Source organism: Kitasatospora saccharophila (assembly GCF_039529925.1).
Lineage (GTDB): Bacteria > Actinomycetota > Actinomycetes > Streptomycetales > Streptomycetaceae > Kitasatospora > Kitasatospora saccharophila.
The window spans coordinates 15,389-40,824 of sequence record NZ_BAAANS010000055.1; the positions used below are offsets into that span (position 1 = coordinate 15,389).

The 25,436-nt window shown below is 72.6% G+C and carries 27 protein-coding genes and 1 tRNA gene; 8 read left to right on the plus strand and 20 right to left on the minus strand.

Annotation, left to right across the window (positions count from 1 at the left end; genetic code table 11):
• Positions 1–2: 2 nt before the first annotated feature.
• On the minus strand, positions 3–1,016 hold the full coding sequence (locus ABD345_RS30985) for an aldo/keto reductase (RefSeq protein ID WP_344556981.1): 1,014 nt from the start codon (positions 1,014–1,016) through the stop codon (positions 3–5).
• The gene (locus ABD345_RS30990) at positions 1,013–1,504 is read right to left on the minus strand and encodes a MerR family transcriptional regulator (protein ID WP_344556984.1); all 492 of its coding nucleotides are present in this window, start codon (positions 1,502–1,504) and stop codon (positions 1,013–1,015) included. The genes ABD345_RS30985 and ABD345_RS30990 overlap by 4 nt, the downstream gene beginning before the upstream one ends.
• Before the next feature lie 118 nt (positions 1,505–1,622).
• Between ABD345_RS30990 and ABD345_RS30995 the strand changes: the two genes are divergently transcribed.
• Positions 1,623–2,453: a serine hydrolase domain-containing protein gene (locus ABD345_RS30995; protein WP_344556985.1), complete on the plus strand. Its 831-nt coding sequence runs from the start codon at positions 1,623–1,625 to the stop codon at positions 2,451–2,453.
• Positions 2,454–2,789: 336 nt separating this feature from the next.
• Here ABD345_RS30995 and ABD345_RS31000 read toward each other — a convergent pair whose 3' ends face one another.
• A complete protein-coding gene (locus tag ABD345_RS31000; protein WP_344556986.1) occupies positions 2,790–3,620 on the minus strand; it encodes a pirin family protein in 831 nt (276 codons plus the stop codon).
• 247 nt (positions 3,621–3,867) lie between these two features.
• On the opposite strand from ABD345_RS31000, the gene ABD345_RS31005 reads away from it, so the two are divergent.
• The 5 genes from ABD345_RS31005 (at position 3,868) to fabF (ending at position 8,813) form a co-directional block, all read left to right on the plus strand.
• The gene (locus ABD345_RS31005; RefSeq protein ID WP_344557048.1) at positions 3,868–5,064 is read left to right on the plus strand and encodes a PucR family transcriptional regulator; all 1,197 of its coding nucleotides are present in this window, start codon (positions 3,868–3,870) and stop codon (positions 5,062–5,064) included.
• A 90-nt stretch (positions 5,065–5,154) separates the two neighbouring features.
• Positions 5,155–6,093, plus strand: coding sequence for an ACP S-malonyltransferase (locus ABD345_RS31010; RefSeq protein WP_344556987.1), 939 nt, complete (start codon positions 5,155–5,157; stop codon positions 6,091–6,093).
• Positions 6,090–7,118, plus strand: a complete 1,029-nt coding sequence (locus ABD345_RS31015) for a beta-ketoacyl-ACP synthase III (RefSeq protein WP_344556988.1) — start codon at positions 6,090–6,092, stop codon at positions 7,116–7,118. Before ABD345_RS31010 ends, ABD345_RS31015 begins: the two co-directional genes overlap by 4 nt.
• An 81-nt stretch (positions 7,119–7,199) precedes the next feature.
• On the plus strand, positions 7,200–7,442 hold the full coding sequence (locus ABD345_RS31020; protein WP_014135627.1) for an acyl carrier protein: 243 nt from the start codon (positions 7,200–7,202) through the stop codon (positions 7,440–7,442).
• 102 nt (positions 7,443–7,544) lie between these two features.
• Entirely contained in the window at positions 7,545–8,813 is a 1,269-nt protein-coding gene (gene fabF, locus ABD345_RS31025; RefSeq protein ID WP_344556989.1) for a beta-ketoacyl-ACP synthase II, read from the plus strand.
• 71 nt (positions 8,814–8,884) lie between these two features.
• Here the strand turns inward: fabF and ABD345_RS31030 are convergent, their stop codons facing one another.
• Both ABD345_RS31030 and ABD345_RS31035 read right to left on the minus strand, forming a co-directional pair.
• Positions 8,885–9,379, minus strand: a complete 495-nt coding sequence (locus ABD345_RS31030) for a DUF3145 domain-containing protein (protein WP_344556990.1) — start codon at positions 9,377–9,379, stop codon at positions 8,885–8,887.
• 276 nt (positions 9,380–9,655) lie between these two features.
• On the minus strand, positions 9,656–10,678 hold the full coding sequence (locus ABD345_RS31035) for an NADP-dependent oxidoreductase (protein ID WP_344556991.1): 1,023 nt from the start codon (positions 10,676–10,678) through the stop codon (positions 9,656–9,658).
• Positions 10,679–10,769: 91 nt separating this feature from the next.
• On the opposite strand from ABD345_RS31035, the gene ABD345_RS31040 reads away from it, so the two are divergent.
• Both ABD345_RS31040 and ABD345_RS31045 read left to right on the plus strand, forming a co-directional pair.
• Positions 10,770–11,246: a MarR family winged helix-turn-helix transcriptional regulator gene (locus ABD345_RS31040; protein ID WP_344556993.1), complete on the plus strand. Its 477-nt coding sequence runs from the start codon at positions 10,770–10,772 to the stop codon at positions 11,244–11,246.
• A gap of 249 nt (positions 11,247–11,495) precedes the next feature.
• Positions 11,496–13,079 (plus strand): LCP family protein, encoded by a 1,584-nt coding sequence (locus ABD345_RS31045; protein WP_344556994.1) that lies wholly within the window; start codon positions 11,496–11,498, stop codon positions 13,077–13,079.
• Positions 13,080–13,152: 73 nt separating this feature from the next.
• Here ABD345_RS31045 and ABD345_RS31050 read toward each other — a convergent pair whose 3' ends face one another.
• The 15 genes from ABD345_RS31050 to ABD345_RS31120 form a co-directional block, all read right to left on the minus strand.
• Complete coding sequence (locus ABD345_RS31050) at positions 13,153–14,046, minus strand: 1-aminocyclopropane-1-carboxylate deaminase/D-cysteine desulfhydrase (protein ID WP_344556995.1); 894 nt, start codon at positions 14,044–14,046, stop codon at positions 13,153–13,155.
• 151 nt (positions 14,047–14,197) lie between these two features.
• Positions 14,198–15,346: a YncE family protein gene (locus tag ABD345_RS31055; protein WP_344556996.1), complete on the minus strand. Its 1,149-nt coding sequence runs from the start codon at positions 15,344–15,346 to the stop codon at positions 14,198–14,200.
• A complete protein-coding gene (locus ABD345_RS31060; RefSeq protein WP_344556997.1) occupies positions 15,343–15,963 on the minus strand; it encodes an ankyrin repeat domain-containing protein in 621 nt (206 codons plus the stop codon). The genes ABD345_RS31055 and ABD345_RS31060 overlap by 4 nt, the downstream gene beginning before the upstream one ends.
• 434 nt (positions 15,964–16,397) lie before the next feature.
• Positions 16,398–17,804 (minus strand): hypothetical protein, encoded by a 1,407-nt coding sequence (locus ABD345_RS31065; RefSeq protein ID WP_344556998.1) that lies wholly within the window; start codon positions 17,802–17,804, stop codon positions 16,398–16,400.
• A gap of 276 nt (positions 17,805–18,080) precedes the next feature.
• Positions 18,081–18,166, minus strand: a tRNA-Met gene (locus tag ABD345_RS31070).
• A gap of 326 nt (positions 18,167–18,492) precedes the next feature.
• Complete coding sequence (locus ABD345_RS31075) at positions 18,493–19,392, minus strand: DUF6349 family protein (RefSeq protein ID WP_344556999.1); 900 nt, start codon at positions 19,390–19,392, stop codon at positions 18,493–18,495.
• A gap of 18 nt (positions 19,393–19,410) precedes the next feature.
• Positions 19,411–19,863: a hypothetical protein gene (locus ABD345_RS31080; RefSeq protein WP_344557000.1), complete on the minus strand. Its 453-nt coding sequence runs from the start codon at positions 19,861–19,863 to the stop codon at positions 19,411–19,413.
• Positions 19,864–20,468: 605 nt separating this feature from the next.
• Entirely contained in the window at positions 20,469–21,026 is a 558-nt protein-coding gene (locus ABD345_RS31085; protein ID WP_344557001.1) for a hypothetical protein, read from the minus strand.
• Complete coding sequence (locus ABD345_RS31090; protein WP_344557002.1) at positions 21,023–21,577, minus strand: hypothetical protein; 555 nt, start codon at positions 21,575–21,577, stop codon at positions 21,023–21,025. The genes ABD345_RS31085 and ABD345_RS31090 overlap by 4 nt, the downstream gene beginning before the upstream one ends.
• A 68-nt stretch (positions 21,578–21,645) precedes the next feature.
• On the minus strand, positions 21,646–22,074 hold the full coding sequence (locus tag ABD345_RS31095) for a hypothetical protein (RefSeq protein ID WP_344557004.1): 429 nt from the start codon (positions 22,072–22,074) through the stop codon (positions 21,646–21,648).
• A 20-nt stretch (positions 22,075–22,094) separates the two neighbouring features.
• Complete coding sequence (locus ABD345_RS31100; RefSeq protein WP_344557006.1) at positions 22,095–22,982, minus strand: hypothetical protein; 888 nt, start codon at positions 22,980–22,982, stop codon at positions 22,095–22,097.
• A gap of 58 nt (positions 22,983–23,040) precedes the next feature.
• The gene (locus ABD345_RS31105; RefSeq protein ID WP_344557008.1) at positions 23,041–23,772 is read right to left on the minus strand and encodes a hypothetical protein; all 732 of its coding nucleotides are present in this window, start codon (positions 23,770–23,772) and stop codon (positions 23,041–23,043) included.
• A 108-nt stretch (positions 23,773–23,880) separates the two neighbouring features.
• Entirely contained in the window at positions 23,881–24,219 is a 339-nt protein-coding gene (locus ABD345_RS31110) for a hypothetical protein (RefSeq protein ID WP_344557010.1), read from the minus strand.
• A gap of 94 nt (positions 24,220–24,313) precedes the next feature.
• The gene (locus ABD345_RS31115; protein ID WP_344557012.1) at positions 24,314–24,907 is read right to left on the minus strand and encodes an N-6 DNA methylase; all 594 of its coding nucleotides are present in this window, start codon (positions 24,905–24,907) and stop codon (positions 24,314–24,316) included.
• Between the two features lie 66 nt (positions 24,908–24,973).
• The gene (locus tag ABD345_RS31120; RefSeq protein WP_344557014.1) at positions 24,974–25,429 is read right to left on the minus strand and encodes a hypothetical protein; all 456 of its coding nucleotides are present in this window, start codon (positions 25,427–25,429) and stop codon (positions 24,974–24,976) included.
• Between the last annotated feature and the right edge of the window lie 7 nt (positions 25,430–25,436).

Sequence of the window (25,436 nt, forward strand, 5' to 3'; positions counted from 1 at the left end):
CCTCAGACCTCGCGGGCGTCCGCCGTGGAGCTCATGTCGGCGTAGCGGCCGCCGGAGACCCGGCCGGAGACCGGCTCCAGCTCGGCCAGGTCCTCCTTGTCCAGCACCAGCCGGGTCGCGCCCAGGTTCTCCTCCAGCCGGCTGCGCTTGCGGGTGCCGGGGATCGGCACCACGGCGCTCAGGCCGTGCACCTCGGCCCGCTGCTGCACCCAGGCCAGCGCGACCTGCGCGGCCGTCGCCCCGTGCCGCTCGGCGATCGCCCGGACGGGGGCGACCAGTTCGGCGTTCCCGGCCGCGTTCGCGCCGGTGAACTGCGGCAGGTGGCGGCGGAAGTCGCCCGCGTCCAGCTGCCCGGCGTCGGCGAACGCCCCGGTCAGGAAGCCCCGGCCGAGCGGCGAGTACGGCACCAGCGCCACGCCCAGTTCAGCCGCGGCGGGCACCGCGCTGCGCTCCACGCCCCGGGCGAAGAGCGACCACTCGGACTGCAGCGCCGCGATCGGGTGCACCGCGTGCGCCTCCCGCAGCTCCGGGCCGGTCACCTCGGACAGGCCCAGGTGCCGGACCTTCCCGGCCGCGACCAGCTCGGCCATCGCGCCCACCGACTCGGCCAGCGGCACGTTCGGGTCGCGGCGGTGCATGTAGTAGAGGTCGATCACGTCGACGCCGAGCCGGCGCAGCGAGGCGTCCACCGCCGTGCGGATGTACGCCGGGTCGTTGTTGATCCCCCGGTAGGCGGGGTCGTCGGCGCGCCGCTCGATCGCGAACTTGGTGGCCAGCACCACCTGTTCGCGGTGCGCCCGGACGAACGGGCCGATCAGCTCCTCGTTGGCGCCGGAGCCGTAGATGTCGGCGGTGTCGAACAGGGTCACGCCCAGTTCCAGGGCGCGCTCCAGGGTGGCCAGCGCCTCCCCGGTGTCGGTCGGGCCGTAGAACTCGCTCATGCCCATGCAACCCAGCCCCTGCACGCCCACGACCGGGCCGCCGGTGCCGAGCCGGGTGGTCTCGATGCTGCTCATGCGCTCTTCCTGTCCTGTGCGGAGTGGTCCGAGGTCGTCGTCTCGCCGGGGACCGGGTGGTCGGACCCGCCGTAGTGGTCGATCTTCTTGTCGATCACGGCGAGCGTGGCGTGCAGGTCGGCGAGCCGCTGCCGGACCTCCTCGCGGTGCGCGACCAGCAGGTCCCGCCGCTCGGCCCGGGTGCCGTCCCCGGCCCGCAGCAGCTCGACGTACCGGACCATGTCGGCCACCGGCATGCCGGTCAGCCGCAGCTTGGTCAGGAACGCCAGCCGGGCCAGGTCCGCGTCGCTGTAGCGGCGCTGCCCGGCGTGCGAGCGGTCCACCGGCTCCAGCAGGCCGATCCGCTCGTACCAGCGCAGCGTGTGCGCGCTCAGCCCGCTGATCGCGGACACCTCGCTGATGCCGTGCCGCGGCGTCGGGTCCGGTGCGGGCACCGGAGCTCCGAACGCCGTCGCGCACTCCGCCGCCCCCTGCTCGGGCACTGCCATGATCTCCGGACCCCCGTATCGACGACGACGACTGACGCTACCGAGTTGGAGCGCACTCCAAGCAAGCCTGGCACGCCGCCCGCCCTCCCGGGCCCGGCCCGCTGGGTAGAGTGCGCCCATGCAGAGCTTGCGGATGATCGAGGACTGGCCGGTACCCCACGCCGCGGCGGCGGTGGTCCGCGGGAGCGACGGCGCGCTGCTGGGCGCGCACGGCCCGCAGGAGCACCTCTTCCCGCTCGCCTCGGTGACCAAGCTGCTCAGCGCGTACGCCGTGCTGATCGCGGTCGAGGAGGGCGTCTTCGAACTCGACGACCCGGCCGGCCCCGACGGCTCCACCGTCCGCCACCTGCTGGCGCACACCTCCGGCCTGGCCTTCGACGAGCACCGGGTGATGGCCGAGCCCGGCAACCGGCGGCTCTACTCCAACGCCGGCTTCGACGTGCTGGCGGCGACGCTGGAGGACGCCGCCGGGATCCCGTTCGCCCAGTACGCCGCGGAGGCCGTCTTCCAGCCGCTCGGCATGCACGCCACCCTGATCAACACCGCCCACCGCGCCCCCGCCGGCGCGGGCGGCCTCTCCACCCTCGCCGACCTGGTCCGCTTCGCCGCCGAACTGCAGTCCCCCAAGCTGCTCGACCCGGCCACCGTCCGGACCGCGACCCGCGAGGTCGCCTTCCCCGGCACCAGCGGCGTCCTCCCCGGCTTCGGCCACCGCCGCCCCAACGACTGGGGCCTGGGCTTCGAGATCCGCGACCACAAGTCCCCCCACTGGACCGGCACCGCCAACTCCCCCGCCACCTTCGGCCACTTCGGCCAGTCCGGCACCTTCCTCTGGGTCGACCCCGCCGCCGACCTCGCCTGCCTCGCCCTCACCGACCGCGACTTCGGCCCCTGGGCCGCCGAAGTCTGGCCGCGACTCAGCGACGCGGTCCTCGCCGAAAACGGCTGACACCGGCCCCACGGAGGGCGCGCCACCGCACCAAACCCCCGCGCAGCCAGGAGCGCGGGGAGAACTGCCGCATCAGACCCCGCGAAGCCAAGAACGCGGAGCGAAGCACCAAACCCCGGCGAAGCCAGGGGCGCGGAGCGAACTACCGCGTCAAACCCCCGCGAAGCCAGGGGCGCGGGGAACTGCGCGAGCAACCCCGCACCCACCGCGAGATCGCGGGCCGACATCAACTCGCCGCCCGCCTCGCGGCCTTGCGGACGCCCACCTGCCGCCGCGCGCAGTTCCCCGCGCCCCTGTCCGCACCGTTCCGCCGTTCCGCCGTTCCGCCAAGTCCCGCTAGCCGTACGTGACCGGGCTGTGCATCTCCCAGAGCAGCAGTTCGACGCCGTCCTCCCCCGCCGTCGGGTCCGCGAACGCGTCGCCGGTGATCCGGACGGAGTCGCCCGCGACCGCCGAGCGGCCGCCGCCCTGCGGGCCGGGGACGGTGCGGTAGCCAACCGAGCCGGACACCACGTGGACGTAGCGGTAGGGGGCGGCCGGCAGTTCGGGCAGCGGCATCCAGGCCGGGGTCCGGACCAGCCAGAGCGCCGCGTCCCCGCGCCGCAGCCGCAGCGCGCGTTCCGCGTCCGCCGGCCGGCCCGAGGCGAGCAGGGTGAGGCCGTCGCCGTCGGGGACGGTGCGCAGGCCGAGGCCGGGCGCGGCGCCGTACGCGTCGGGCTGGAGCCACATCTGGACGAAGGTGACGGGTTCGGTGGCCCCGCCGGCGTTGCGTTCGGTGTGGGTGATGCCGGTGCCGGTGGACTGCACCTGGACGGTGCCGCGTCGCACGACGCTCGCGTGGCCCGCGTCGTCGCGGTGCGCGAGGGCCCCCGACACCACCCAGGTGACGATCTCGGTCTCGCTGTGCCGGTGCGCCTCGTACCCGGCGCCGGGGGCGAGGGTCTCCTCGTTGCAGGCGAGCAGCGCGCCGAAGGAGGTGTTCTTCGGGTCGTAGTGGCCGGAGAAGGAGAAGGCGTGCCGGGTGGTGATCCCTTCGGCGGGTTCCGACAGGTAGCGTTCGGCGGTGCGCCTGAGGTCGGCGCGGCCGCGCTCCTTCCGGAGCGGACCGGACGCCGGTTCGAGGGGCTCGAATGCCTGCCCGCCCCGGGGCGAAGATTCCACGCTCACGGGCACCACGGTAGCCGGTGTGACGGGGGCCACCGGACGACATCGGGCCCGGCGTGCACGAGCACCCTTCGGCGTGAGGCAGGCTAGTGCCGTGCCAGCCGCTTCAGCGAAACCCGACAAGCCCTCCGACCGGTCGTCCGGCGAGCGCTCCTCCCCGGAGCGGCCCGCCGAGAAGGCGGCGGAGCGGAAGCCCACCCGGCGCGCCGCCGCGTCCGGGCGTCCCGCCGCGGTGCCGGGCCGGGGCCGGATGACGGCCGAGGAACGCCGGTTGGCGGCTGACCGGGCGGAGTTGCGGGCGGCGACGCTCAAGCGGCTGGAGAAGTCGGCGGGCAAGCTGGCGTCGGCGGCGATCGCGCGGATGGACGACCAGCTGACCTGGTACCGGCGGATGCCGCCGGAGCACCGTTCGTGGATCGGCCTGGTCGCGCAGGCGGGCATCGCGGCGTTCACCGAGTGGTACCGGCGTCCGGAGGCGTCGCAGGCGATCTCCACGGACGTGTTCGGGACCGCGCCGCGGGAGTTGACCCGGGCGATCACGCTGCGGCAGACCGTGGAGCTGATCCGCACCACCATCGAGGTGATGGAGGAGGCCATCGAGGAGGTGGCCGCGCCCGGCGACGAGGCGGGGATGCGCGAGTCGGTGCTGGTCTACGCCCGGGAGATCGCCTTCGCGACGGCCCAGGTGTACGCGCAGGCCGCCGAGGCGCGCGGCGCGTGGGACGCCCGGCTGGAGGCGCTGGTGGTGAACTCGCTGCTGTCCGGGGACGCCGACGAGGGCGTGCTGTCGCGGGCGGCGGCGCTCGGCTGGGGGCAGCCCAGCCAGGTGCGGGTGGTGATGGGCAGCGCCCCGGACGGGGACAGCGAGCTGGTGGTGGAGGCGATCCGGCGCGCGGCCCGGTACGCCAAGCTGCACGTGCTGACCGGTGTGCTGGGCCGCCGCCTGGTGGTGGTGGTCGGCGGCGACAAGGAGCCGGTGCACGCGGCCCGGGCGCTGATCGGCCAGTTCGCGCCGGGCCCGGTGGTGGTCGGTCCGACGGTCGGCGACCTGCTGTCGGCGACCCGCTCGGCGCACGCCGCCGCGCAGGGCCTGAAGGCGTGCGCGGCCTGGCCGGACGCGCCCCGCCCGGTGCTGGCCGACGACCTGCTGCCGGAACGGGCCCTGGCGGGCGACGAGGTGGCGCGCCGTCAGCTGGTGGAGGAGATCTACACACCCCTGGAGGAGGCCGGCTCGGCGCTCCTGGAGACGCTGAGCGTCTACCTGGAGCAGGCGTCCTCGTTGGAGGGGGCCGCCCGGATGCTCTTCGTTCACCCGAACACCGTGCGCTACCGGCTGCGTCGTGTGACAGACGTCACCGGCTATGCTCCGTCAGACGTACGTTCGGCCTTCACCCTGCGCATCGCCCTTGCTCTGGGGCGTCTCGGTTCCGGCTCTGACCAGGGCTGAACCGACTGTAGGGACCCCACAAGCCGACGTGCTTTTCTTCGTCATCGTCGCCTACCCGCCCCCGGGCGTCCGGCGAGAGAGGGTTGAACCGTGCTCGTTATCGTCGCCCCTGGACAGGGTGCCCAGACTCCCGGCTTCCTCAACCCCTGGCTCGAACTGGACGGCGCCGCCGACCGGCTGCGCCGGTGGTCGGCGACCGCCGGGCTCGACCTGGTGCACGCCGGTACCGCGGCCTCCGAGGAGGAGATCAAGGACACCGCCGTCGCCCAGCCGCTGCTGGTGGCCGCCGGCCTGGTGACCGCCGCCGCGCTGTTCCCGCAGGGCCCGACCGGCCCGGTGGGCGCGGTGGCCGGCCACAGCGTCGGCGAGATCACCGCCGCGGCGCTGGCCGGGGTGCTCTCCGAGGAGGACGCGCTGGGCTTCGTCCGCGAGCGCAGCCTGGGCATGGCGGAGGCCGCCGCGGCGACCGCGACCGGCATGACCGCGGTGCTCGGCGGCGACCCGGCCGAGGTCCTCGCGAAGCTCGCCGAGCACGGGGTGACCCCGGCGAACAACAACGGCGGCGGCCAGATCGTCGCGGCCGGCACGCTGGAGCAGCTGGACGCGCTGAAGGCGGACCCGCCGGCCGGTGCGCGGCTGATGCCGCTGAAGGTCGCGGGCGCCTTCCACACCGCGCACATGGCCCCGGGCGTGGCCCGGCTGGAGAAGCTGGCGCCGACCCTCACCGTCGCCGACCCGGCCGTCACGTACCTCTCGAACAAGGACGGCGAGGTGGTCGGCTCCGGCGCCGAGGTGCTCGCCCGCCTGGTCTCGCAGGTCTCCAACCCGGTCCGCTGGGACCTGTGCATGGAGACCCTGCAGCGGATCGGCGCGACCGCCGTGATCGAGCTGTCCCCCGCCGGAACCCTCACCAACCTGGTCAAGCGCAACGTCAAGGGTGTCGCCACGCTGGCCCTGAAGACCCCCGCCGATCTCGACAAGGCCCGCGCACTCGTGGCCGAGCACGGCAACCAGGAGACGACCGCATGAGCGCGACCATCAAGCCGGCCACCGGCGCCCAGTACTCCCGCATCCACGGCGTGGGCGGCTACCGGCCGACCCGGGTGATCCCCAACTCCGAGGTGCTGAACTGGATCGACTCCTCGGACGAGTGGATCCGCACCCGGTCCGGGATCGCCGAGCGCCGCTGGGCCGGCCCGGAGGAGACCGTCGCCGAGATGTCGGTGCAGGCCGCCGGTAAGGCGATCGCGATGTCCGGGATCCGTCCGGAGCAGATCGGCGGCGTGATCGTCGCCACCGTCTCGCACCTGAAGCAGACCCCGGCGATCGCCACCGAGATCGCCCAGCGGCTCGGCTGCGGCACCGCCCCGGCGTTCGACATCTCGGCCGCCTGCGCGGGCTTCGGCTACGGCCTGAGCCTGGCCGACGGCATGGTGCGCGGCGGCAGCGCCGAGTACGTGCTGGTGATCGGCGTGGAGCGGCTGTCCGACCTGACCGACGTCACCGACCGCTCGACCGCGTTCATCTTCGGCGACGGCGCGGGCGCCGCGATCGTCGGCCCGTCCGAGACCCCCGGCATCGGCAAGGTGATCTGGGGTTCGGACGGTTCGCAGGCCGAGGTGATCTCGCAGACCCAGGCCTGGGACACCGCGTTCGCCAAGCCGGACGCCGTCAACGGCGCCGGTGCGGAGACCAAGTGGCCGGCCCTGCGGATGGAGGGCCAGACGGTCTTCCGCTGGGCGGTGTACGACATGGCGAAGGTCGCCGAGCAGGCCCTGCAGGCCGCCGGGATCACCGCCGACCAGCTGGGCGCGTTCATCCCGCACCAGGCGAACATGCGCATCATCGACGCCATGGTCAAGAAGCTGGACCTGCCCCCGAACGTCCCGGTCGCCCGCGACATCGCGGAGACCGGCAACACCTCCGCCGCCTCCATTCCGCTCGCCATGGAGCGGATGCTGGAGCGCGGCGAGGCCAAGAGCGGCGACCTGGCGCTGATCATCGGCTTCGGTGCCGGTCTGGTCTACGCCGCCGCGGTCGTTACTCTCCCCTAGGCGTTTTTCCCCGCCCCACCCCTGGAAACCCGCGCCGGTCCGCCGGACCGGCGCGTTCAACACCGAGAAGGAGCAGCCGATATGGCTACCCGCGAAGAGGTTCTCGAAGGTCTCGCCGAGATCGTGAACGAGATCGCCGGCATTCCCACCGAGGACGTCGCGCTCGACAAGTCCTTCACCGACGACCTGGACGTCGACTCGCTGTCCATGGTCGAGGTCGTCGTGGCCGCCGAGGAGCGCTTCGGCGCGAAGATCCCGGACGACGAGGTCAAGAACCTCAAGACCGTCGGCGACGCGGTGGACTTCATCGTCGCCAACGTCTGACCTCCCGTCAGACCCCCGGTCGGGGCGCGCCCCGCGCGTCCCGGCCGGACCCCTCCCCCTCCTGCCCCGGTCCTCCCCTCATAAGTGAGAGAAGAAGAACCAGTGACTGCTGAAAACCGCACCGTGGTCGTCACGGGTATCGGCGCCTTCACGCCGCTGGGCGGCGACGCCGCCACTTTCTGGGAGGGCCTGCTGGCCGGCAAGTCCGGGGTCCGCGCCCTCACCGAGGACTGGGCGGCCGAGCTGCCGGTCCGGATCGCCGCCCGGGTCGCGGTCGAGCCCGGCGAGATCCTGCCCCGCCCGCTGGCCCGCAAGCTGGACCGCTCGGCGCAGTTCGCGCTGATCGCCGCCCGCGAGGCGTGGAAGGACGCGGGCTACGAGGCCCCGGCCACCGACGAGGCCAACCCGCTGGCCCCCGAGCGCCTGGGCGCGGTCATCGCCTCCGGCATCGGCGGCGTCACCACCCTGCTCGACCAGTACGACGTGCTCAAGGAGCACGGCGTCCGCAAGGTCTCCCCGCACACCGTCCCGATGCTGATGCCCAACTCCCCGGCGGCCAACGTCGGCCTGGAGGTCGGCGCCCGCGCGGGCGTGCACACCCCCGTCTCCGCCTGCGCCTCCGGCGCCGAGGCGATCGGCTACGCGATCGAGATGATCCGCACCGGCCGCGCCGACGTCGTGGTGGCCGGCGGCACCGAGGCGGCGATCCACCCGCTGCCGATCGTCGCCTTCTCCAACATGATGGCGATGTCCAAGAACAACGACGACCCGCAGCACGCCTCCCGCCCGTACGACAAGGCCCGCGACGGCTTCGTGCTCGGCGAGGGCGCGGGCGTGATCGTGCTGGAGTCCGCCGCGCACGCGGCCGCCCGCGGCGCCCGGGTCTACTGCGAGGCCGTCGGCCAGGGCCTGTCCTCGGACGCCCACCACATCGCGCAGCCCGAGCCGACCGGCGCCGGCGTGGCCCGCGCCATCGACGACCTGTTCGCCCGCAACGAGCTGGACCGGTCCGAGGTCGTGCACGTCAACGCGCACGCCACCTCGACCCCGCAGGGCGACACCGCCGAGATCAAGGCGCTGCGCCGCACCCTGGGCGAGCACCTCGACCACGTGGCGATCTCCGCCACCAAGTCGATGACCGGCCACCTGCTCGGCGGCGCCGGCGGCATCGAGACCGTCGCCACCGTGCTCGCGCTGTACAACCGGATCGCCCCGCCGACCGTGAACGTGGACGACCTGGACGACGACATCGACGCGGACATCGTCCGCGACGAGGCCCGCAAGCTGCCGGTCGAGGGCCGCATCGCCGCCCTCAACAACTCCTTCGGCTTCGGCGGCCACAACGTGGTGCTGGCCTTCCGCACCGTCTGACGCACCGTCCGTTCCGGGCACCCGGAAGGGGGGTGCGGGGTCTCCTCCCCGCACCCCCCTTCCGCCGTCGGTCAGACCACCTGGTGCAGCCAGCGCACCGGCGCGCCCTCGCCCGCGTAGCGGAACGGCTCCAGTTCGTCGTCCCAGGGCTTGCCGAGCAGCCTGGAGATCTCCGCCTCCAGGTCGCCGCCCTCGCTGCGGGAGCGCAGCAGCACGGCGCGCAGCCGGTCCTCGGGGATCAGGATGTCGCCGTGGATGCCCGTGACGGCGTGGAAGACGCCGAGCGCGGGCGTGGAGGAGTACCGCTCGCCCTCCGCCGTGGCGCAGGGCTCGCTGGTCACCTCGTAGCGCATCAACTGCCAGCCGCGCAGCGCGGAGGCGAGCTTGGAGGCGGTGCCGGGCTCTCCCTGCCAGGAGAGCTCGGACCGCCAGTGGCCGGGCGCGGCGGGCTGCCGGATCCAGTCGAGGTTGATCCGCACGCCGAGCACCCCCGCGACCGCCCACTCGACGTGCGGGCACAGCGCGCGGGGCGCGGAGTGGATGTAGAGCACACCACGTGTCGTCACCGGGACCTCCTGGCTGTGGACGAGGGTCGCCTTCCCCAGCTGCCTCGCACCGCCGCCGGCAGGTACTGACCAGTGGCTACCCCGTGAAGCTCAACTTATTCGACATTAGGTCATCAAATCGAGCAAAACGGACAAGCTTTCACCCCATGCTAGTCGGTTCCCCCGACAGGTCTACCCCCGCAGCGCCCACCTCCCCCGAACGGCCGCACGCGCGCGCCCCCACCGGGAACCGCGCTCCGGTGGGGGCGTGCTGACGGCCGGACAGCCGGCGGGACGTCAGACCTTGACGACCATCTTCCCGGTGTTGGCGCCGCGCAGCAGGCCGATGAAGGCCTCGGCGGTGTTCTCCACGCCCTCGACCACGGTCTCGTCGAAGCGCAGCTCGCCGCTGCGCAGCCAGCCGCCGACCTCGGCGAAGAACTGCTCGCGCAGCGCGGCGTGGTCGCCGACGATCATGCCCTGCAGCCGCAGCCGCTTGCCGATGGCCAGCGCCAGGTTGCGCGGCCCGGCGGGGGCGGAGGTGTCGTTGTACTGGGCGATCGCCCCGCACAGGGTGACCCGGCCGTGCACGTTGAGCGCGCCGATCGCGGCCTCCAGGTGCTCGCCGCCGACGTTGTCGAAGTACACGTCGATGCCCTCGGGAGCGGCCTCGGCGAGCTGCTCGGCGACCGGGCCCGCCTTGTAGTCGAAGGCGGCGTCGAAGCCGTACTGCTCGACCAGGGTGGCGACCTTCGCCGCGGAGCCGGCCGAGCCGACGACCCGCTTCGCGCCCTTGAGCCGGGCGATCTGGCCGACCAGCGAGCCGACCGCGCCGGCCGCGCCGGAGACGAAGACGGTGTCGCCCTCCTTGAAGGAGGCGACCTCCAGCAGCCCGGCGTACGCGGTCATGCCGGGCATGCCGAGCACTCCCAGGTAGGCGGAGAGCGGGGCGAGCTCCGGGTCGACCTTCACCGCGTGCGCGGCGCCCAGCGTCGCGTACTCGCGCCAGCCCAGCCCGTGCAGCACGGCGTCCCCGACCGCGAACCCCTCCGCCTCGGAGGCCACCACGTACCCGACCGCCCCGCCGTCCATCGGCCCGCCGAGCGCGTACGGCGCGACGTAGGACTTGACGTCGTTCATCCGGCCGCGCATGTACGGGTCGACCGAGAGGTAGGCGTTGCGCACCGTGATCTCGCCCGGGCCGGGGCGTCGGACGGGGGCCTCGACCAGGGCGAAGTCCGCCGGGACGGGCCAGCCCTGCGGGCGCGCCGCCAGGTGCCACTCGCGTCCGGTGGCGGGGACGTCCTGCTCTGCTGCCATCACGCACTCCTCAGGGTGAAATGTTCACTAGCTAAAGCAATCGTGGAGATGAAAGGTTCAGGTTGTCAAATGTTCAGTTAGACTCGAAGGCATGGCGCAGCGGGAGGAGCAGGTCATGGCCGAGGAGCAGGCACCGACTGTCGACCCGATCACCCTGGAGGTCGTCGACCTGATGGCGCGCCTGGTCGGGGTCTTCCACCGCGAGTACGAGGAGGCCGCGGCCGCCCGTTCGCTCACCGGCGCCCAGGCCAAGGTGCTGGCCCTGCTGCGGCGCGGGCCGATGCCGATGCGGCACATCGCGCAGACCCTCTCCTGCGAGCCCTCCAACATCACCGGCATCGTCGACCGGCTGGAGGGGCGCGGCTTCGTCACCCGGGAGGCCGACCCGCAGGACCGCCGGGTCAAGCTGGTCGTCGCCACCGACGCCGGCCGCTCGGCCTCCGCCGAACTGCGCGAGTCGCTGAACTTCGCCCGCGAGCCGCTGGCCGCCCTGGCGGGCGAGCAGCGCGCGCAGCTGCGCGACCTGCTGCGGCAGATGCTCGACTCCACCGGCGGCAAGACCGGCTGACCCCCCGTCGGGGCGCCGCGCGCCGCCCCCGGAAGGCACCCCCGCCGCGGCTCCGCGGGACCGCTGTGGCACTGTGTCACCGGCCTCCGCCCCGGTTCGAAGAAACTCTCGAAAAAGATGGTTCGCGTGTAACCATTCCGTGCGGCGAACCGTCCAAGTAATGACGAGTGCGATCCGCAGTGCCGCGGATCAGCCGGGTGCCTGCCCTCGGGCACGAGTTGCCGCTGCGCGCAGAGAGACCGCCGACCGATGACCGACGCCACGCCGACGACCGCCCCGGCCCGTTCCCGGGGCCGCCGAATAGCCCGGGGCCTGGGGGCCGCCGCCGCCGCGCTGGTCGTCACCGCCGCCGGGGCGGGCGCCTGGTACTACCAGCGGCTGGACCGCAACATCACGACCTTCGCGCCCGAGGGCATCGCCTCCAGCCGCCCCCCGGTCGCCACGCCCGCGCCCACCGGCGGGGTGCCCGTCAACATCCTGCTGCTCGGCTCCGACACCCGCGACGACGGCAACGGCGCGCTGGGCGGCGGCGACGAGGGCGTGGGCCACTCCGACACCGCGATCCTGCTGCACGTGTACGCCGACCACAAGCACGCCGTCGGCGTGTCGATACCCCGCGACACCCTGGTCACCATCCCGCCCTGCCTGCTGCCGGACGGCAGGTGGAGCCCCCAGCGGACCAACCAGATGTTCAACTCGGCCTTCACCGTCGGCGAGTTCCAGGCGGGCAACCCGGCCTGCACGCAGAACACCGTGGAGACGCTGACCGGCCTGCGGATCGACCACACCCTGGTGGTCGACTTCAAGGGCTTCGCGGCCATCACCAGCGCGGTCGGCGGCGTGGACGTCTGCGTGCCCAACGACGTCGACTCCTACGGCATCCACCTCAGCAAGGGCCGGCAGACCGTCTCCGGCCAGCAGGCCGTGGACTACGTCCGGGCCCGGCACGGCATCGGCGACAACTCCGACATCGGGCGGATGCTCCGCCAGCAGGCGTTCATGTCCTCGCTGATCAAGAAGGTGCAGAGCAAGGGCTTCGACCTGACCACCCTGCTGCCGCTCGCCGACGCCGCCACCAAGTCGCTCACCGTCGACCCCGGACTCGGCTCCCCCTACAAGCTCGCCGAGTTCGCCCAGTCCCTCCAGGACATCCAGCTCTCCGACATCCAGTTCGTCACCCTCCCCTGGCGCTTCCAGGGCGCGCGCGTCGCCGTGGTCGAACCCGACGCCGGCATCCTGTGGAACCTGCTGCGCCAGGACCGCACCCTCGACGGCCGGCTCACCGGCACCGGCGCCACCCCGAGCGCGAGCCCGGACGCCGGCGCCCCCGGCGCCACCGGCTCGGCCTCGCCCGGCACGTCGCCCTCCGCCCCGGCCTCCCCGACCGGCGGCGTCGGCGCCGCCGATCCCGCCCTGCTCGACGTGCCCGTCACCGTGCACAACGCCGCGCTCTCCGGCGGCCTCGCCGGCCGCACCGCGCTCGCCCTGCAGGGCAAGGGCTACACCGACATCACCATCGGCGCCGACACCAAGGCCCGCCGCACCACCCTGATCGAGTACGCCCCGTCCCGGCGGGCCGCCGCCGAGCAGCTCGCCCGGCTCTACCCCGGCGCCGAACTGCGCGCCGGAAGCGTCGACGGCATCGTCCTCACCCTCGGCCAGGACAGCGCCACCCCCAACACCCCCGACCTGAACACCCCCGACCTGCCCGACGCCTCCGGCGCCACCGGCAGCGGCTCCCCCACCGCCCTCCCCTCCAGCATCCCGTCCGGGATCGCCGACAACACCCGGCCCGCCGACACCGACCTCTGCAACGACCTCAGCTTCGGCTGACCGACCCCGCGACGGCACCCGGCGGGGCCGGGACGGGAGCGGGGCCGGGACGGGAACGGGGGCCGGGGCGGCTTCAGTCCACCGGGTCCGGCACCCCGGTCACCACCACCGTCACCCGGCACCCGCGCAACCCGCCCGCCCGCAGCGTCCCGTACCCGCCCCACAGCGCCTTGGCCACGTAGCGGCGCTCCACCGGGACGCCGTGCGCCTCCTCGAACCACCGGGCGAACCGTTCCAGCTCCAGCGGGACGCGTCCGTAGCCGCCGCCGTGCCAGTCGTGCGACAGCCGCCAGTTGGCGAACTCGCGGCCGTACCCGGCCCGCTGCAGCGCCGTCACCTCCGCCTCCAGGTAGCCCTCCCCGCGCAGCACCGCCACCCCGAGCGCCCGCGGTCCCGCGGGCAGCCCCGCCGCGATCCCGGCCAGGGTGCCGCCGGTGCCGACCGCGCAGCACACCACGTCCCGGGGGCCGAAGTCCGGCAGCTGGTCGGCGAGTTCCCGGGAGATCTGCGCGGCGCCGCGCACGGCCGGGCCGTTGGAGCCGCCCTCGGGCAGCACGTAGTAGCCCTCCCGGTGCTCGTGCCGACCGGAGGACGCCTCCCGGTAGGCGGAGCGCTCGACGAACTCCAGCACCATGCCGTCCCGTTCGGCCCGCGCCAGCGACCAGTTGCGCGGCCGCCCGGCGAGCTCCGCGCCGCGGATCACCCCGGTGCTCGCCAACCCCAGCCCGCGCGCCGCGGCGGCCACCGCCCGCACGTGGGTGGAGTACGCCCCGCCGTAGGTGAGCAGCCCCCGGGCGCCCCGGACGAGGGCCAACTCCAGGTTGGGCGCGAGCTTGCGCCACTTGTTGCCGGGCACCGTCGGGTGCGCCAGGTCGTCCCGCTTGAGCCACAGTTCCGCCCCCGCCGCGGCGAACTCCGGATCGTCGACCCTCGTCAACGGCGTGGGCAGGGCAGCAGCAGGAAGCACCCGCCCACCCTAGGCCCTGCCCCGGACGGGCCCACCGGGGCACCGCGCTCGGGGCGGGGTGCCCGGGTGTCGCACTCAAAGCGCCGCACGCTCGGGGCCCGCAGGCTCGGGGCGCCGCGCTCAAAGCGCCGCAGGCTCGGGCGCTGCACGCTCAGAGCACCGCCACTCCCAGTGGTCGCTGTCCGGCCTCCAGTCGGTGGGTGGCCCCGGTGTCGAGGTCGACCAGGGTGATCCCGTCCCAGTAGCCGTCCCGGGTGAAGCCCCCGGTGACGTACGCCGTCCGCCCGTCGGCCGAGACCGCGACGTTCTCGTGCGGGAGGCCGAGCGGGTAGACCCGTTCGCTGCCGTCGGGGTCGCGGACCGTCAGGCTGGGGCCCCGGTCGTCGCGGGTGATCGGGCCGGAGCCGACCACGAACAGCCGCCCGTCCGGGGTGACGGTGGCGCCGTGCTGGTGGGTGTTCGCGGTCATCGGCTCGATCGACACCTGCCCGGTCGCCGGGTCGACCACGGCCAGCCGCTCGCCCTCGAAGGGCAGCAGCAGCCTGCCGTCGCCCGGCCGGACCACTGCGTAGTGCGGTTTCAGCCAGGAGCCGAGCCCGCCCTCGGTGCCGTACGGCGCGACCTGGATCCGTCTCGTGGCCAGGCCGTCCGCCGCGACCACCGTCACGTCGAAGGAGTCGTGACCGGTCGCGTAGACCTCCCGCCCGCCGGTCGAGACGTCCACGTCGAAGGGCCACCGGCCGACCGGGGCCACCCCGGTGACCTCGCCCTTCGCGGTGTCGACGACCTCCAGCACGCCGGAGCGCCCGGGCACGTTCACCCCGACGTACAGCCGGGTGCCGTCCGGCGACAGGGCCAGGCCCATCGCGCCGCCCCGGTACTCGCCGGCCCCGCCCGGGCCGGTGTCGGTGCGCGAGGCGACCTTCCGGAGCAGGGTGCGGCTGCCGGTGTCGACCTCGGCGACGCCCTCCGCGGTGCTCACCCAGGCCCGCCCGCCCGGGCCGAGGGCCACCGCGTACGGCGCCGTGCCGACCCGCACCGAGCCGATCGCCCCCTGCGCCGGGTCGACGAAGGTGACGGTGTCGGCCCCGAAGTCGGCCACCAGCAACGTCCCGTCGGGGGTACGGGCCGGAGCACTCGCCGGGGCGGCCGGAGCGGCCGGAGCGGTGGCCGCCGACCGGGGCGGGGAGGGCAGACCGCCCGCCCCGCTGCCGCCGGGGTCGGCGCAACCGGCCAGCAGCACGGCCAGCACGGAGGCGGCCACCAGCAGCAGGCCGGTGTGCCTGCGGCGGGCGGTCATCGCCGTTCCCCGGGCGCCGCGGTCTCGGCCTCCCGCAGCAGCGCGGCCAGGGCGTCGAAGCCGCGCCGTTCGGCGTGCTGCCGGGCGGTCACGCCGTCGGAGTCGGCGAGCCGGGGGTCGGCGCCCGCGGCCAGCAGCAGCCGGACCACCTCGGCGTGCGCACGGCCGCCCTCGCCGAGGATCACGGCCTCCAGCAAGGCCGTCCAGCCGAGCCGGTTGACGTGGTCGACGTCGATGCCGGTCTCCGCCAGCACGGCCCGCACGTAGGGCACGTGGCCGCGTTCGGCGGCGGGTATCAGACTCACGCCGCCGAACCGGTTGGTCAGCCCGAAGTCCGGCCCGGCGGGCAGCAGGGCGCGCATCATCGGCACGCTGCCGGTGACGCCGGTGACCAGCCACGGGCTGTCCTCCCGCTCGTCCTGCGCGTTCGGGTCCGCCCCGGCGGCGACCAGGAGTTCGGCCACCGGCACCCGGTCGGCGAGCGCGGCGAGCAGCAGCGCCGTCCGCCCGTGCGGGTCGCGGGCCTCCGGGTCGGCGCCCTCCGCCAGGGCGGCCCGGGCGGCGTCGAGGTCGCCGGCGTGCGCGGCGGTGAGCAGGCGTCGGTCGATCGCGGTCATCACGGTCCTCCTCCTGAGGGACGGCAGGTGCAGCACGGAATGCCTCAACAGATGCGGGGGCGGCGGGTGGGAGCGGACGGGTCGGCGTCCTGACTCCATACTTGCCCCGCTCCAGGCATCGCTTCGTCGGCGAACCGGCCAGACCTGGCTGGCGTTCCGGTGGACCCCGGCATCATCCGATCGGTCGATGCGCGAGCGCGCAGGCCGCGTTTCCGCAGCTCAACACCGCCCCCCGTCCCCCCGGCCGTGAGCAAAAAGCTGCCCCACCCGCGCCCGCGCCGCCCGGGAACCGAACCCCCGACCGCCACCCGGCGACCCCGGAATTCAGGTCACCCCGACCCCTGCACCAATGTGTTCAAGGAGGCCCAGCAGGCCCAGGCCGATTCCTCGGCACCTGGCCCCGTACCGCTGCCGTATCCGAGCACGTGGAGGTGCTACTCGGGGTCAGACTGGGCCGCCAGCAGATCGGTGAACCCGAAGCGCCGGGCCAGGTCCTGGTAAGTGGCGTTGTCGCCCTCTCCCAGTTCCTCCAAGAACTCCCGCCACACAGCGTCCCCTTCCGGGCCGAGGTGTACGGTGGCCTGCTTCATCTCCTCCAGGCTGTCGTTCACCCGCCGCCCCCAGTTCTGGCCGTTGTCCCACCAGGCGCTGAGAACAGCCCGCAGGGTCTCCAAGTCCAGGAAGGGCCCGCACGGGATCACCACCCTATTCGCGATTGCCGCTCCAGCGTCGAAATTTATGACCCCTTCACGACCGAGGACCTCAGCGAGGTAGGACGTGAAGAAGGCGTCCGCCCGCCTGGCGATCAGCACTGCCTTCGCGCGGGGGTGCAAGTTCTCGAACGCCTGCACCAGTGCGGGCAAGGACTGGCGAAGCTCAGCGTGAACAACCAGCGCGAGAGCCTTGATCTCATCCAGCTCCAGCACGGCAGGGGATCGACCCTTCAGGCCCAGCTGCACGATCTTGGCCTCGAACCACCCTCGGAGAGTCTCAGGAACCGCCTTCCAAAAGGAGGGCAGGTCGCCGAGCCTGATGAAGGCTGCGAGCTGCACACCGGACTCGGCGTTGCCGAGCTTGCCCATCTGCTTGGCCAGAGCGTTCGTCACGAGCCCAGAATCCCGGTCTGCGAAGCAGCGAAGGCACTCTGCCATCCGGTCGGCAAGCTGTTTAGCCTCCAGCCCAACGGTGGGGTCGTCGACCTGAAGGACGGCGAAGCGGGCCGCGAACTCCACCACCTTGTTTCGGGCCGCCGGCCGGACCCGGTCGAAGTAGGTGTGGGTCAGGTGAGCCGGGTGCAGGACGAAGCTCGGGTCGGCGACGGCGGCGGCGAAGCTCGCCACGATCTTGCGCCCCTGGCTCGGGGGGTGGATCAGCAGTGCGTCCAGCGCGGCCAGGAGGTGGGCGCGGGCGTACTCGGCGGTCGGCTCGTACAGCTCGCCGAGGGGCCGCAGGGAGGGGTGGGCGCTCTGGTGGCGGTCCTCGCGCAGCCGGTCCAGTTGGACGTGCTGGCTGGAGTCGATCAGTTCCAGCGCGAGGGCGGTGTCGAGGATCTCCCGCTCGACTTCGAGCATCTTCCCTACGCCCTCCCGGCGCTTCTTCTCGTCGCTGGAGCCGCCGAGCTGCTGGGCTTCCTCGACCTTGTGCGCGAGGGCCTTGGCGTCGGGCTCGCCGTCCTCGGCGAGGACCTGGGCCTTGGCGATGAGGTCGGCGCAGACCGCAGTCCAGGTGAGGACGATCGCGGCTCGCGGGACGCCGGTGGTGTAGCTCCGGTGGGCGTCTTGGACGAGCGGTCGGACGTCGGGGTTGTGGACGCGGGTGAGGCGTTCTTCGAGGTCGATCACCGGCTGGCCGTTCTTCCTGACCTCGCCGGGGTGCCCGCGCCGGGTGCCACGGTGAGGTGCTGCTTCCGTTGTCGGCCGGGCGGGTGGCTGCGGCCGGGTGAAAGCGTGTCAGACGGGGACTCTGCTGCGCCATGTCCACTGGAAGTCCACTGGAGGGTGAACTTTCGGGCCGGAGGAGGGCGAGTGGCGAGCCGGTGCTCTACGATTTTCGTGACCCGTCCGGCGTTTCGCCTGATCAGGGGGCCCCACCGGCTGACTCTCCGTCAACGGCCGAGGTAGGGCGGGTGGGACTCGAACCCACGACCAAGGGATTATGAGTCCTCCGGCGAGTTCGATCCGTGTTCACTCGCCTTCTTCGCCCTTACCCATCCTTGCAGGTCAGGGCCACAATAGCCGCTTCGGGAGCCTCTGGCTTTCACCGGCCTTCACCGGCTTTCACCAACCTGACTTCCCCCCAGGTTCCCCCCGCTCCTGCCTCCGAAGCACGGAAAGCCGGGCAGCAGGCCGGGTGAGCTGGGCAAAGCACCCGGGCCAAAGTGACAGCCAAGGGACATCCCAACCGATGCAAAACGGCTTCGCCCCACCTTGCAGTGGGACGAAGCCGTTCCGTGCGCATCGCGCAAGCTCTACGGGAAGATCATACCGGCAGGCCGGGGGTAATCCCAGTGCCCCGTACCCTCGACAGCGGTCAGAGAAGGCTCTGCTGCTGGTGCTTCGGCTCGGGGGTGTAGTTCGAGCGGTAGACCTTCACGAGGTAGCCGCCGCCGCGCGCCTTGCCGGGCTCGTGCCGGTCGTTGGCGACGTTGGTGTACACCTTGAGCGGGCCGCCGGTCTCGAACCAACCGGTCGGGTAGACAGCTTCGAGGTAGGCGCGGATCCGCTTCGCGTTCTTGCCGCCGGTGCCCTGCGGGACGACCGGGAGGCTCCGCCAGCCGGGGTGGGTGTGGTCGAGGGCGTCTTCGACGGCGCTGTTGTGGTCGCGGCGCAGTGGGCCTTCCCAGGGGCAGGCGAGGCAGGCTCCGCGTCGGCCGGGCAGGTCGGCAGATTGCTCGATCACGGTCGCGGTGTGCTGCTCGGTCGGGCTGGTGGGGTTGGTGGGGTTGAAGCCGGGGTGTCCCCAGGAGATGTGCCAGGCAGCGCGGATCGTGTCTCGGGGCGCTGCGGTCTTGTTCAGCGTCAGGTAGGTGTTGTGCCGGGCGACGGCCCCGGCGGCGGTCCAGCTGGCGATCCATGCCGCCACGGTGCTGACGCACGCGGCGGTGTCGGCCTCGCAGCTGAGGTCGCCGGGGCCCAGGTAGACCTGGAGGTAGTCGCCGGAGTCGGCGGGGTCGTGGAAGTGCAGGGCGCTCCAGGCTTCGTGGTCGGTGGGCAGGTGGGTAACGTCGGCGTCCTCGGTGAGCCAGAGGGTAGTGCCGTCGGGCAGGTCGATGGCGATGGCGCGTCCGGCGCTGGTCTCGTCGATCCTGGGGGTCAGGCTGGTGTTGACGAGGGCGTCCCAGAGGAGGTGGCCCGCCGCGGTGTAGTTGGCCAGGTCGGTGCGGCCTTGCCGCGGCAGAATGAGCGCGCGCTGCTTCTTGGGGCTGAGCATCGGTGTCCTTCGAGCGGGTTAGAGGAAGGTGAGCTGTTCGGGGGCCGGGATGAGGTGGAATCCGGCTTCGGCCAGTTGCGTGCCGCGGGACAGCTGCTGGTGGCCGTCGTGGTGCCGGCGGAGGAGGTACGCGGTGTACTGGCTGCCGGTCCCGTGGATCGGGAGTTCGATGTGGCGGGTGGCGGTGACGGTCCAGGTGCCGTCGGGGCTGCGGAGGTGTTCGCCGGGGCGCAGCGCCCGTCCGGGCTGGGTGGGCGTCGGCGCGGCTTGGCCGGGCTGGAGGTGGGCGGCGGTGCAGGTGGGGCAGAGCCAGCGGGGCTGCTCCCACGGCCGGTAGAGGCTGACGGACGCGGTGGTGCAGGTGGCGCAGCGGGCCGGGTCGGTGAGGTAGTGGGTTCGGATGCGGGTGACGCACGGGTAGCGGGTCACCTCGTGTCCGAGGCGGACCGACTTCGTCGTCGTGATCTTCATGGCCGGTTCCGGGGGTGAGGAGGGTCGGTTGGTGGTGGAGTTCGTCGAGCCAGCCGAGGAGGCGGGGGAGGTTCTGGTCGGGGCCGTAGGTGAGGTAGGTGCCGTCGGCCGAGCTGCAGCCGAGCCAGTCGGCGGTGGTGAGGCGGCGGCGGGAGTTGACGCGGCCCATGTGGACGTCCTTGCCGAGGTCGCGGGCGTGGCGGGCCAGGCGTTCGGCGACGGTGCCGAGCTTCCAGGCCGTGCTGCCGGCGATGAACAGGACGTCGAGGTCGGGCCAGGGGATGAGGTGGTCGATGTCGGAGCCGTCCTGGGCAGCGTAGGCCGCGGGGATACCGAGGGCGCGGATTCGGGGAAGCCAGGGGACGGAGTCGGCGAGGGTTCCGGGGGCGTCGATGGGGCGGTCGGGGGCGACGGCGAACAGGCAGCGGTCGGGGCCGTAGCGGTGGACCTGGCCGGTGAGCCAGGTCCACCACCGGGCGGTGCCCGGCCAGCCCTTGCCGAAGCGGCCGTTGTCGGCCGCCCACCACGTGCCGGGCGGTACCGGGTTGCCCTGGCGCGGGGTGGTGATGCAGCCGAGGTCGCCTGCGGCCATCGCCGCCCTGATCTCAGCCGTTGAGGGGTTGGCCAGGTACAACATCGACGGGCTGGTCCGGGAGGATGCGGGCGTTGTAGGTGTCGCAGAAGATCCGGACGCAGGTCGGGACCTCGGCGGTCGTGATGTTGTGGAGGCGGCGGAACGGGTTCTCGTGGTTGAGCTGGTCGAGGATCTGGTGGTAGAGGTTCCCCCGGCGTTCGATGATCACGAGCTGGTAGTAACGGTCCTCGCTGTGGAGGTGGAGAGCCGCGCCAGCGTCACCGGCCCGGGTCTGGTGCGGGTGGGCGGGGAGCCCGGCGGCGGTGAGCGCGGCCACGATCGGGTGGACGGGCACGGGGGCGGGCTGCCAGTTCTTCGGGGTGCCCCACTCCACGGTCTCCAGCTGCTCCGGTCCGCGGCTGGTGGTGTTGGCGACGGTGAGGCTGACGGCCGGGCGGAGCTGGACGAGGGGGGCCAGGTTGACGGGGTGTACGGCGATGATCGGGGCGTTGGCGACGTACGGGCCGGAGAAGATCCCGTTGGGGGTGCGGTAGTGGGTGAGGCCGGTGTAGGTGGTACGGGGGGTCATGGCTGCTCCAGGGGTGTGTGGAGGCGGGTCGGGTCGGTGATGGGCTGGCAGGCAGCCGGGCAGGGCTGGTACTTCCAGGGGCGGCCGAGGGGGTAGCGGTGCTGTTCGTGGTGGCGGTTGGGGTCGTCGGCGGTGCAGCGGACGGGGTAGTGGCCCCGGGAGCCGCAGTGCGGGCACAGGCCGAGGGGGTCGGTGTTGTCGAGGGTGACGGGGTGGGGGTAGGGGCGGCCGGAACCGTTCGCGGGGTGCCCATTGGTGGGGTTGAAGAGGAAGAACGAGGAGCGGGGGTGGATGGGCAGGGACCACCAGGGGTGGGCGGGGTGGCTGGTGAGGATGTGGCGGGTGTTGAGGACGGCTCGGCCCTCGTGCAGGGGGGTCCAGCGGACGAACGCCCAGCCGGGGCCGCCGAAGCGGGTGTAGGTGCGGGTGGCGTAGCGGGTGAGGGCGCCGGGGATCGTGGGGGCGGCCTGTTCGAGTTCGCGGCGGGTGCGGGCGATGACTACGGGGACGAGGTCGAGGGGGAGATCGGTGAGGTCGATTTCGACGGGCACGGTGGGGACTTCCGGAAGTGGTTGGGCCCGTGCCGGGCGGTGGCTGGCGTCGCCCGGCACGGGAAGTGTCAGAGGTCGACGAGTTGGGTGAAGGAGGTGACCTGGTTGGGGCCGATGTGCGCCTGGACGTGGTGCAGGGTCGGCCCGTCGGACCAGGTGATGGCCCGGCCCGTCGGGGTGGGGGCGACGCGGAACTCGGTGTCGCGGAACACCTTGCGGAGGTGGGCGAGGAGTTCGTCGTCGGTCTTGCGGACCCGGTAGGTGCCGGGGGTGCCGGTGCAGCCGGGGTGTCGGCGGTTGTGGCCCCGGCTGGCGCGCAGGTGGGAGTAGAAGAGGGGGCCGTTCCAGTCGCAGCCGTCCCGGCCGCAGGTGAACTCCCAGTGGACGTCGGAGCCGGGGTAGGGGTGTTCGGGGATGAGTTCGAGTTCTTCGACGCGGCCGACGGCGCGGTAGGCGGAGGCGGCGTTGCGGCGGGTGCTGAGGTCGAGCGCGGGCACGAGGCCAGTCCTTCGCGGGGTCAGTGGGCGGGCTGGTAGGCGGGGGTGCCGAGGCGCAGCGAGTCGTTGTTGGTGAACAGGCTGCGGATGTAGTTGTCGCTGGTCGGCTTGGTGTCGGTGGTGCGGGTGGTGTTGCGCCAGGTCCCCCCGGTGCGCTCCCAGATGATCGAGTCGTGGACGACGTGGTCGCCGTCGGCGAACTGGGCGGGCACCGGCGGGTAGGGGATGGTCGGCAGCGACCGGGGGTCGTGGTGTCGGTGGGCGAGGATGGTGACGGCGTGGGCTCCGCCGCTGGAGCGGGTGAACGGGTACTGCCAGTGGGTGGCGGGCAGGTTGGCGGTGCCGCCGCGGGTGGGCGGGGTGATGGTGCGGGTGGTGCGGCGGTACTGGTTGCTGTGGCTGAGCCGCTGGTTGGCGACGACAACTGCTTCGGCGCCGGTGGCGGTGTGCACGGTGACGTCGCCCGGCCGGAGGTAGCGGGCCGGGAGGTTCATGACGCCGTGCTCGCCGATCGGGCGGTCCGGGTGCCGGGCGGCGGGGCTGTTCTTCCAGTTGGCGATGTAGGCGGCGGTGTCGTCGGCGGCGGCGGCGACCTCGGCCTGGATGGCGTCGGGGCTGGCGGTGTTCGGGTCTCGGGGGGCGTTGTGGATGGTGATGAAGTTGTTCGGTTCTTCGTCGGGGTCAGCGAGGTAGTGGACGATCATGAGCCCGAGGCTGTCGCTCGGGTCGATGTCGACCTTGGCGTCCTGGTCGAACGCCTGTATCTGGGTGCCGCCGGGCAGGTGGATCTCCAGCCAGGAGGAGTTCGCCGACCTGTCGGCGTTCTTGGTGGTCGTGGTTCCCCGCTTGTGGAGGGCGGCCGCGAGGTGTTGGCCGAGGGTGTACGTGTCGGTGTCGATGGCGGTCATGTCGTCTCCAGAGGTGACGGGGGGCGCGGCTGGCGCGCCCCCGGGGTGGTGGGCGAGTTCAGACGGTTTCGGCGGCGGTCTTTCGGCTGCGCGGCTTGGCCGGGGTGGTGGTCTTCGTCGCGGCGGTCTTCTTCACTGCGGCCTTGCGGGTGGGCTTGGCGTCGGTGGCGGGTGCTGCGGCCTTCTTGGCGGTGCTGCGAGCGCGGGGGGTCTTGGCGGAGGAGGTCGTGGCGGCCTTCTTCGCGATGCGCTTGCGGGCGGGGCGGGACGGTTCGGGAGTGGCATCGCTCAGGGAGGGGGGCTCGCTGGTGTTCCCCGCAGGGGCCTCAGCCAGCGCATTCGGTCCTGGCTCGGGCTCGGGCTCGACGGCGGTCGCCTCCGGCTCCGACTCCGACTCGGGGGCCGAGACCGCTGTCGAGGTCTCCCAGGGACGGTCGCCGATGAAGCGGGGCTTGCGGTCGAAGACGGGCAGGAGGTTGCCGGCAACAGCGGCGTGGATGACGGCGGCCGGGTCGCCGTCGAGGCCGCCGACGTCGAGGAGGGTGTGGTAGCTGCGGCCGGGGCGCAGGCCGGGGCCCGCGTGGGGGGTTCGGCGCTTGCTGGGGGCGGTGACCCAGAGCTGAACGATGTTGCCGGACAGCCGGATCCGGCCGCCGATCGTTCGTCCGTCGGCGTCGGTGAGTCGTTGGACGTTCGGGCCGTCGTCGGGCAGGCGGTTGGTGGTGTAGCCGGGGAGTTGGGTGGCGAGGCCCTCGAAGGCGGAGGCGAAGGTGGTGTTGGTGAGGAACACGGTCGGTTCTCCTTGTCGGGGGTGGGGCGGATTCTCCGCCCCACCCTTATATATATTTCATACTCATTTTTGGCATGGCTACACACTCCCGGCATCGCCGGGGCGGCGTCATGCCGGAGCGGAGGCGAAGCCGACATCCGAGGCGCCGCGCGAGTCGATGGCGTCGATCCAGGAGGCGAGGCTCCGAACGGCCTGCCAGGTATTGAGGCGCAGAATGTCCGCCCTGGCCGCGCGGAGCACGTTGCCGGCGAGGTCCAGCCTTTCAAGCTCGAAAACATCCCCGCGAGGGTCTTTGGGGCGGGGGAAGAGAGTGACCTTGATGATGTCCGGCCCCCCTTCTCGGATTGGGGCGACCACAAGGGTCCTGGCGTCGACGGCGATCCCGACGGTGGGGCGCGAGTCGTTGCTGAATTCCTCGGCCACCAGTTCCAGCACCCGGCTGCCCATCTCGTTCTCCTCTCGCTCGATCGGGAGACTCCCTCCCTGGTATCTTTATTTTATACTCATTTTGGGCGTGGTGTCCACTCGCCCACCCGAAGGTTCAGGCAGCTTTCCGCGTCGCCCCGGCAAGCAACTCCTCGGCTTGGCGGACAGCAGCGACCGTGGCGGCCTTCCAGCGCAGCTCCTGGCGGTACTCGTAGATCTGGGCCTTCTCCTCCAGGGCCAGCCGCTCGGTGTCGGCCTGCGCGAGGGTGTCGCCGCACCAGACGGTGCTGTTGGGGCCCAGCTTCCACAGCAGGACGTTCACGGCGGCGCCGGCTGCGGCGATCGGGTCGATGTCGCATAGGTGCCAGCGGCAGGTGGCGGGGTCGATGCCGCGCTCACGCAGCATCTGCACGACGGCCCGCAGCATGCCGCCGGTGCCGGCGGCCGGATCGCAGAAGGAGTGGCCGGGCTTCACCTCGGAGCAGTCGCCGACGATCTTGCGGGCCATGAGTTCGCAGATCTCCGGCGGCGTGTGGTACTCCCCCAGCCACTTGCGGGAGCCGCTGCTGCGCATGCTGGTGATCATCCAGGACATCAGGTCGAAGTCCGCGAGCATGTAGGGGTCGTCGGTACCGGTGAGGTCGAACAGGCCCTGGGTGATCGCGGCGCGTGCCACCGCCTTGATGCAGCGCAGGTCGTGCGCACTCATGCCTTCGTCGAGCCACGAGGCGAGCGGGGCGGCCCGGTGGACCAGGTCGGGGCGGATCGTCCACCACTACGCCCAGCATTCACGCAGCGCCTGGGCGAGGTCCTTGGCGTCGAGCTGGAGGAAGAACTCCGCGCACAGCGGCCCTCCGGGCCCCTTGAGCGGCCACAGCGCCAGGGCGGCGACGACGCCGACGGGTATCTCCATCCAGTTGCCGCCGTGCTCGCGGTCCCAGGCTTCGACGACGGCTTCCGCGATCTGCCGGGCGGCGTCGTGCGAGCGGGTGCCGTACGGGATGCGGTACTTGCTGATCGCCTTGACTCCGGGCTTGGCCTGGGTCGCGGCACGGCTGTCGGCCGGGGCTGCGAGCTGGGGCTTTGCCGCAGAGGTCTTGACGGGGGCCGTCGGCGCAGCGGCCGGGGACCGGCGCGGCGCAGGGCCGTCCTTGGGCTGGAAGTAGTCGTATTCGTCGTCGTCGCCCGCCGTGATGCTGAACAGGTCGGGCTGCCGTTGCCGTTTCGCCATGGTTTGT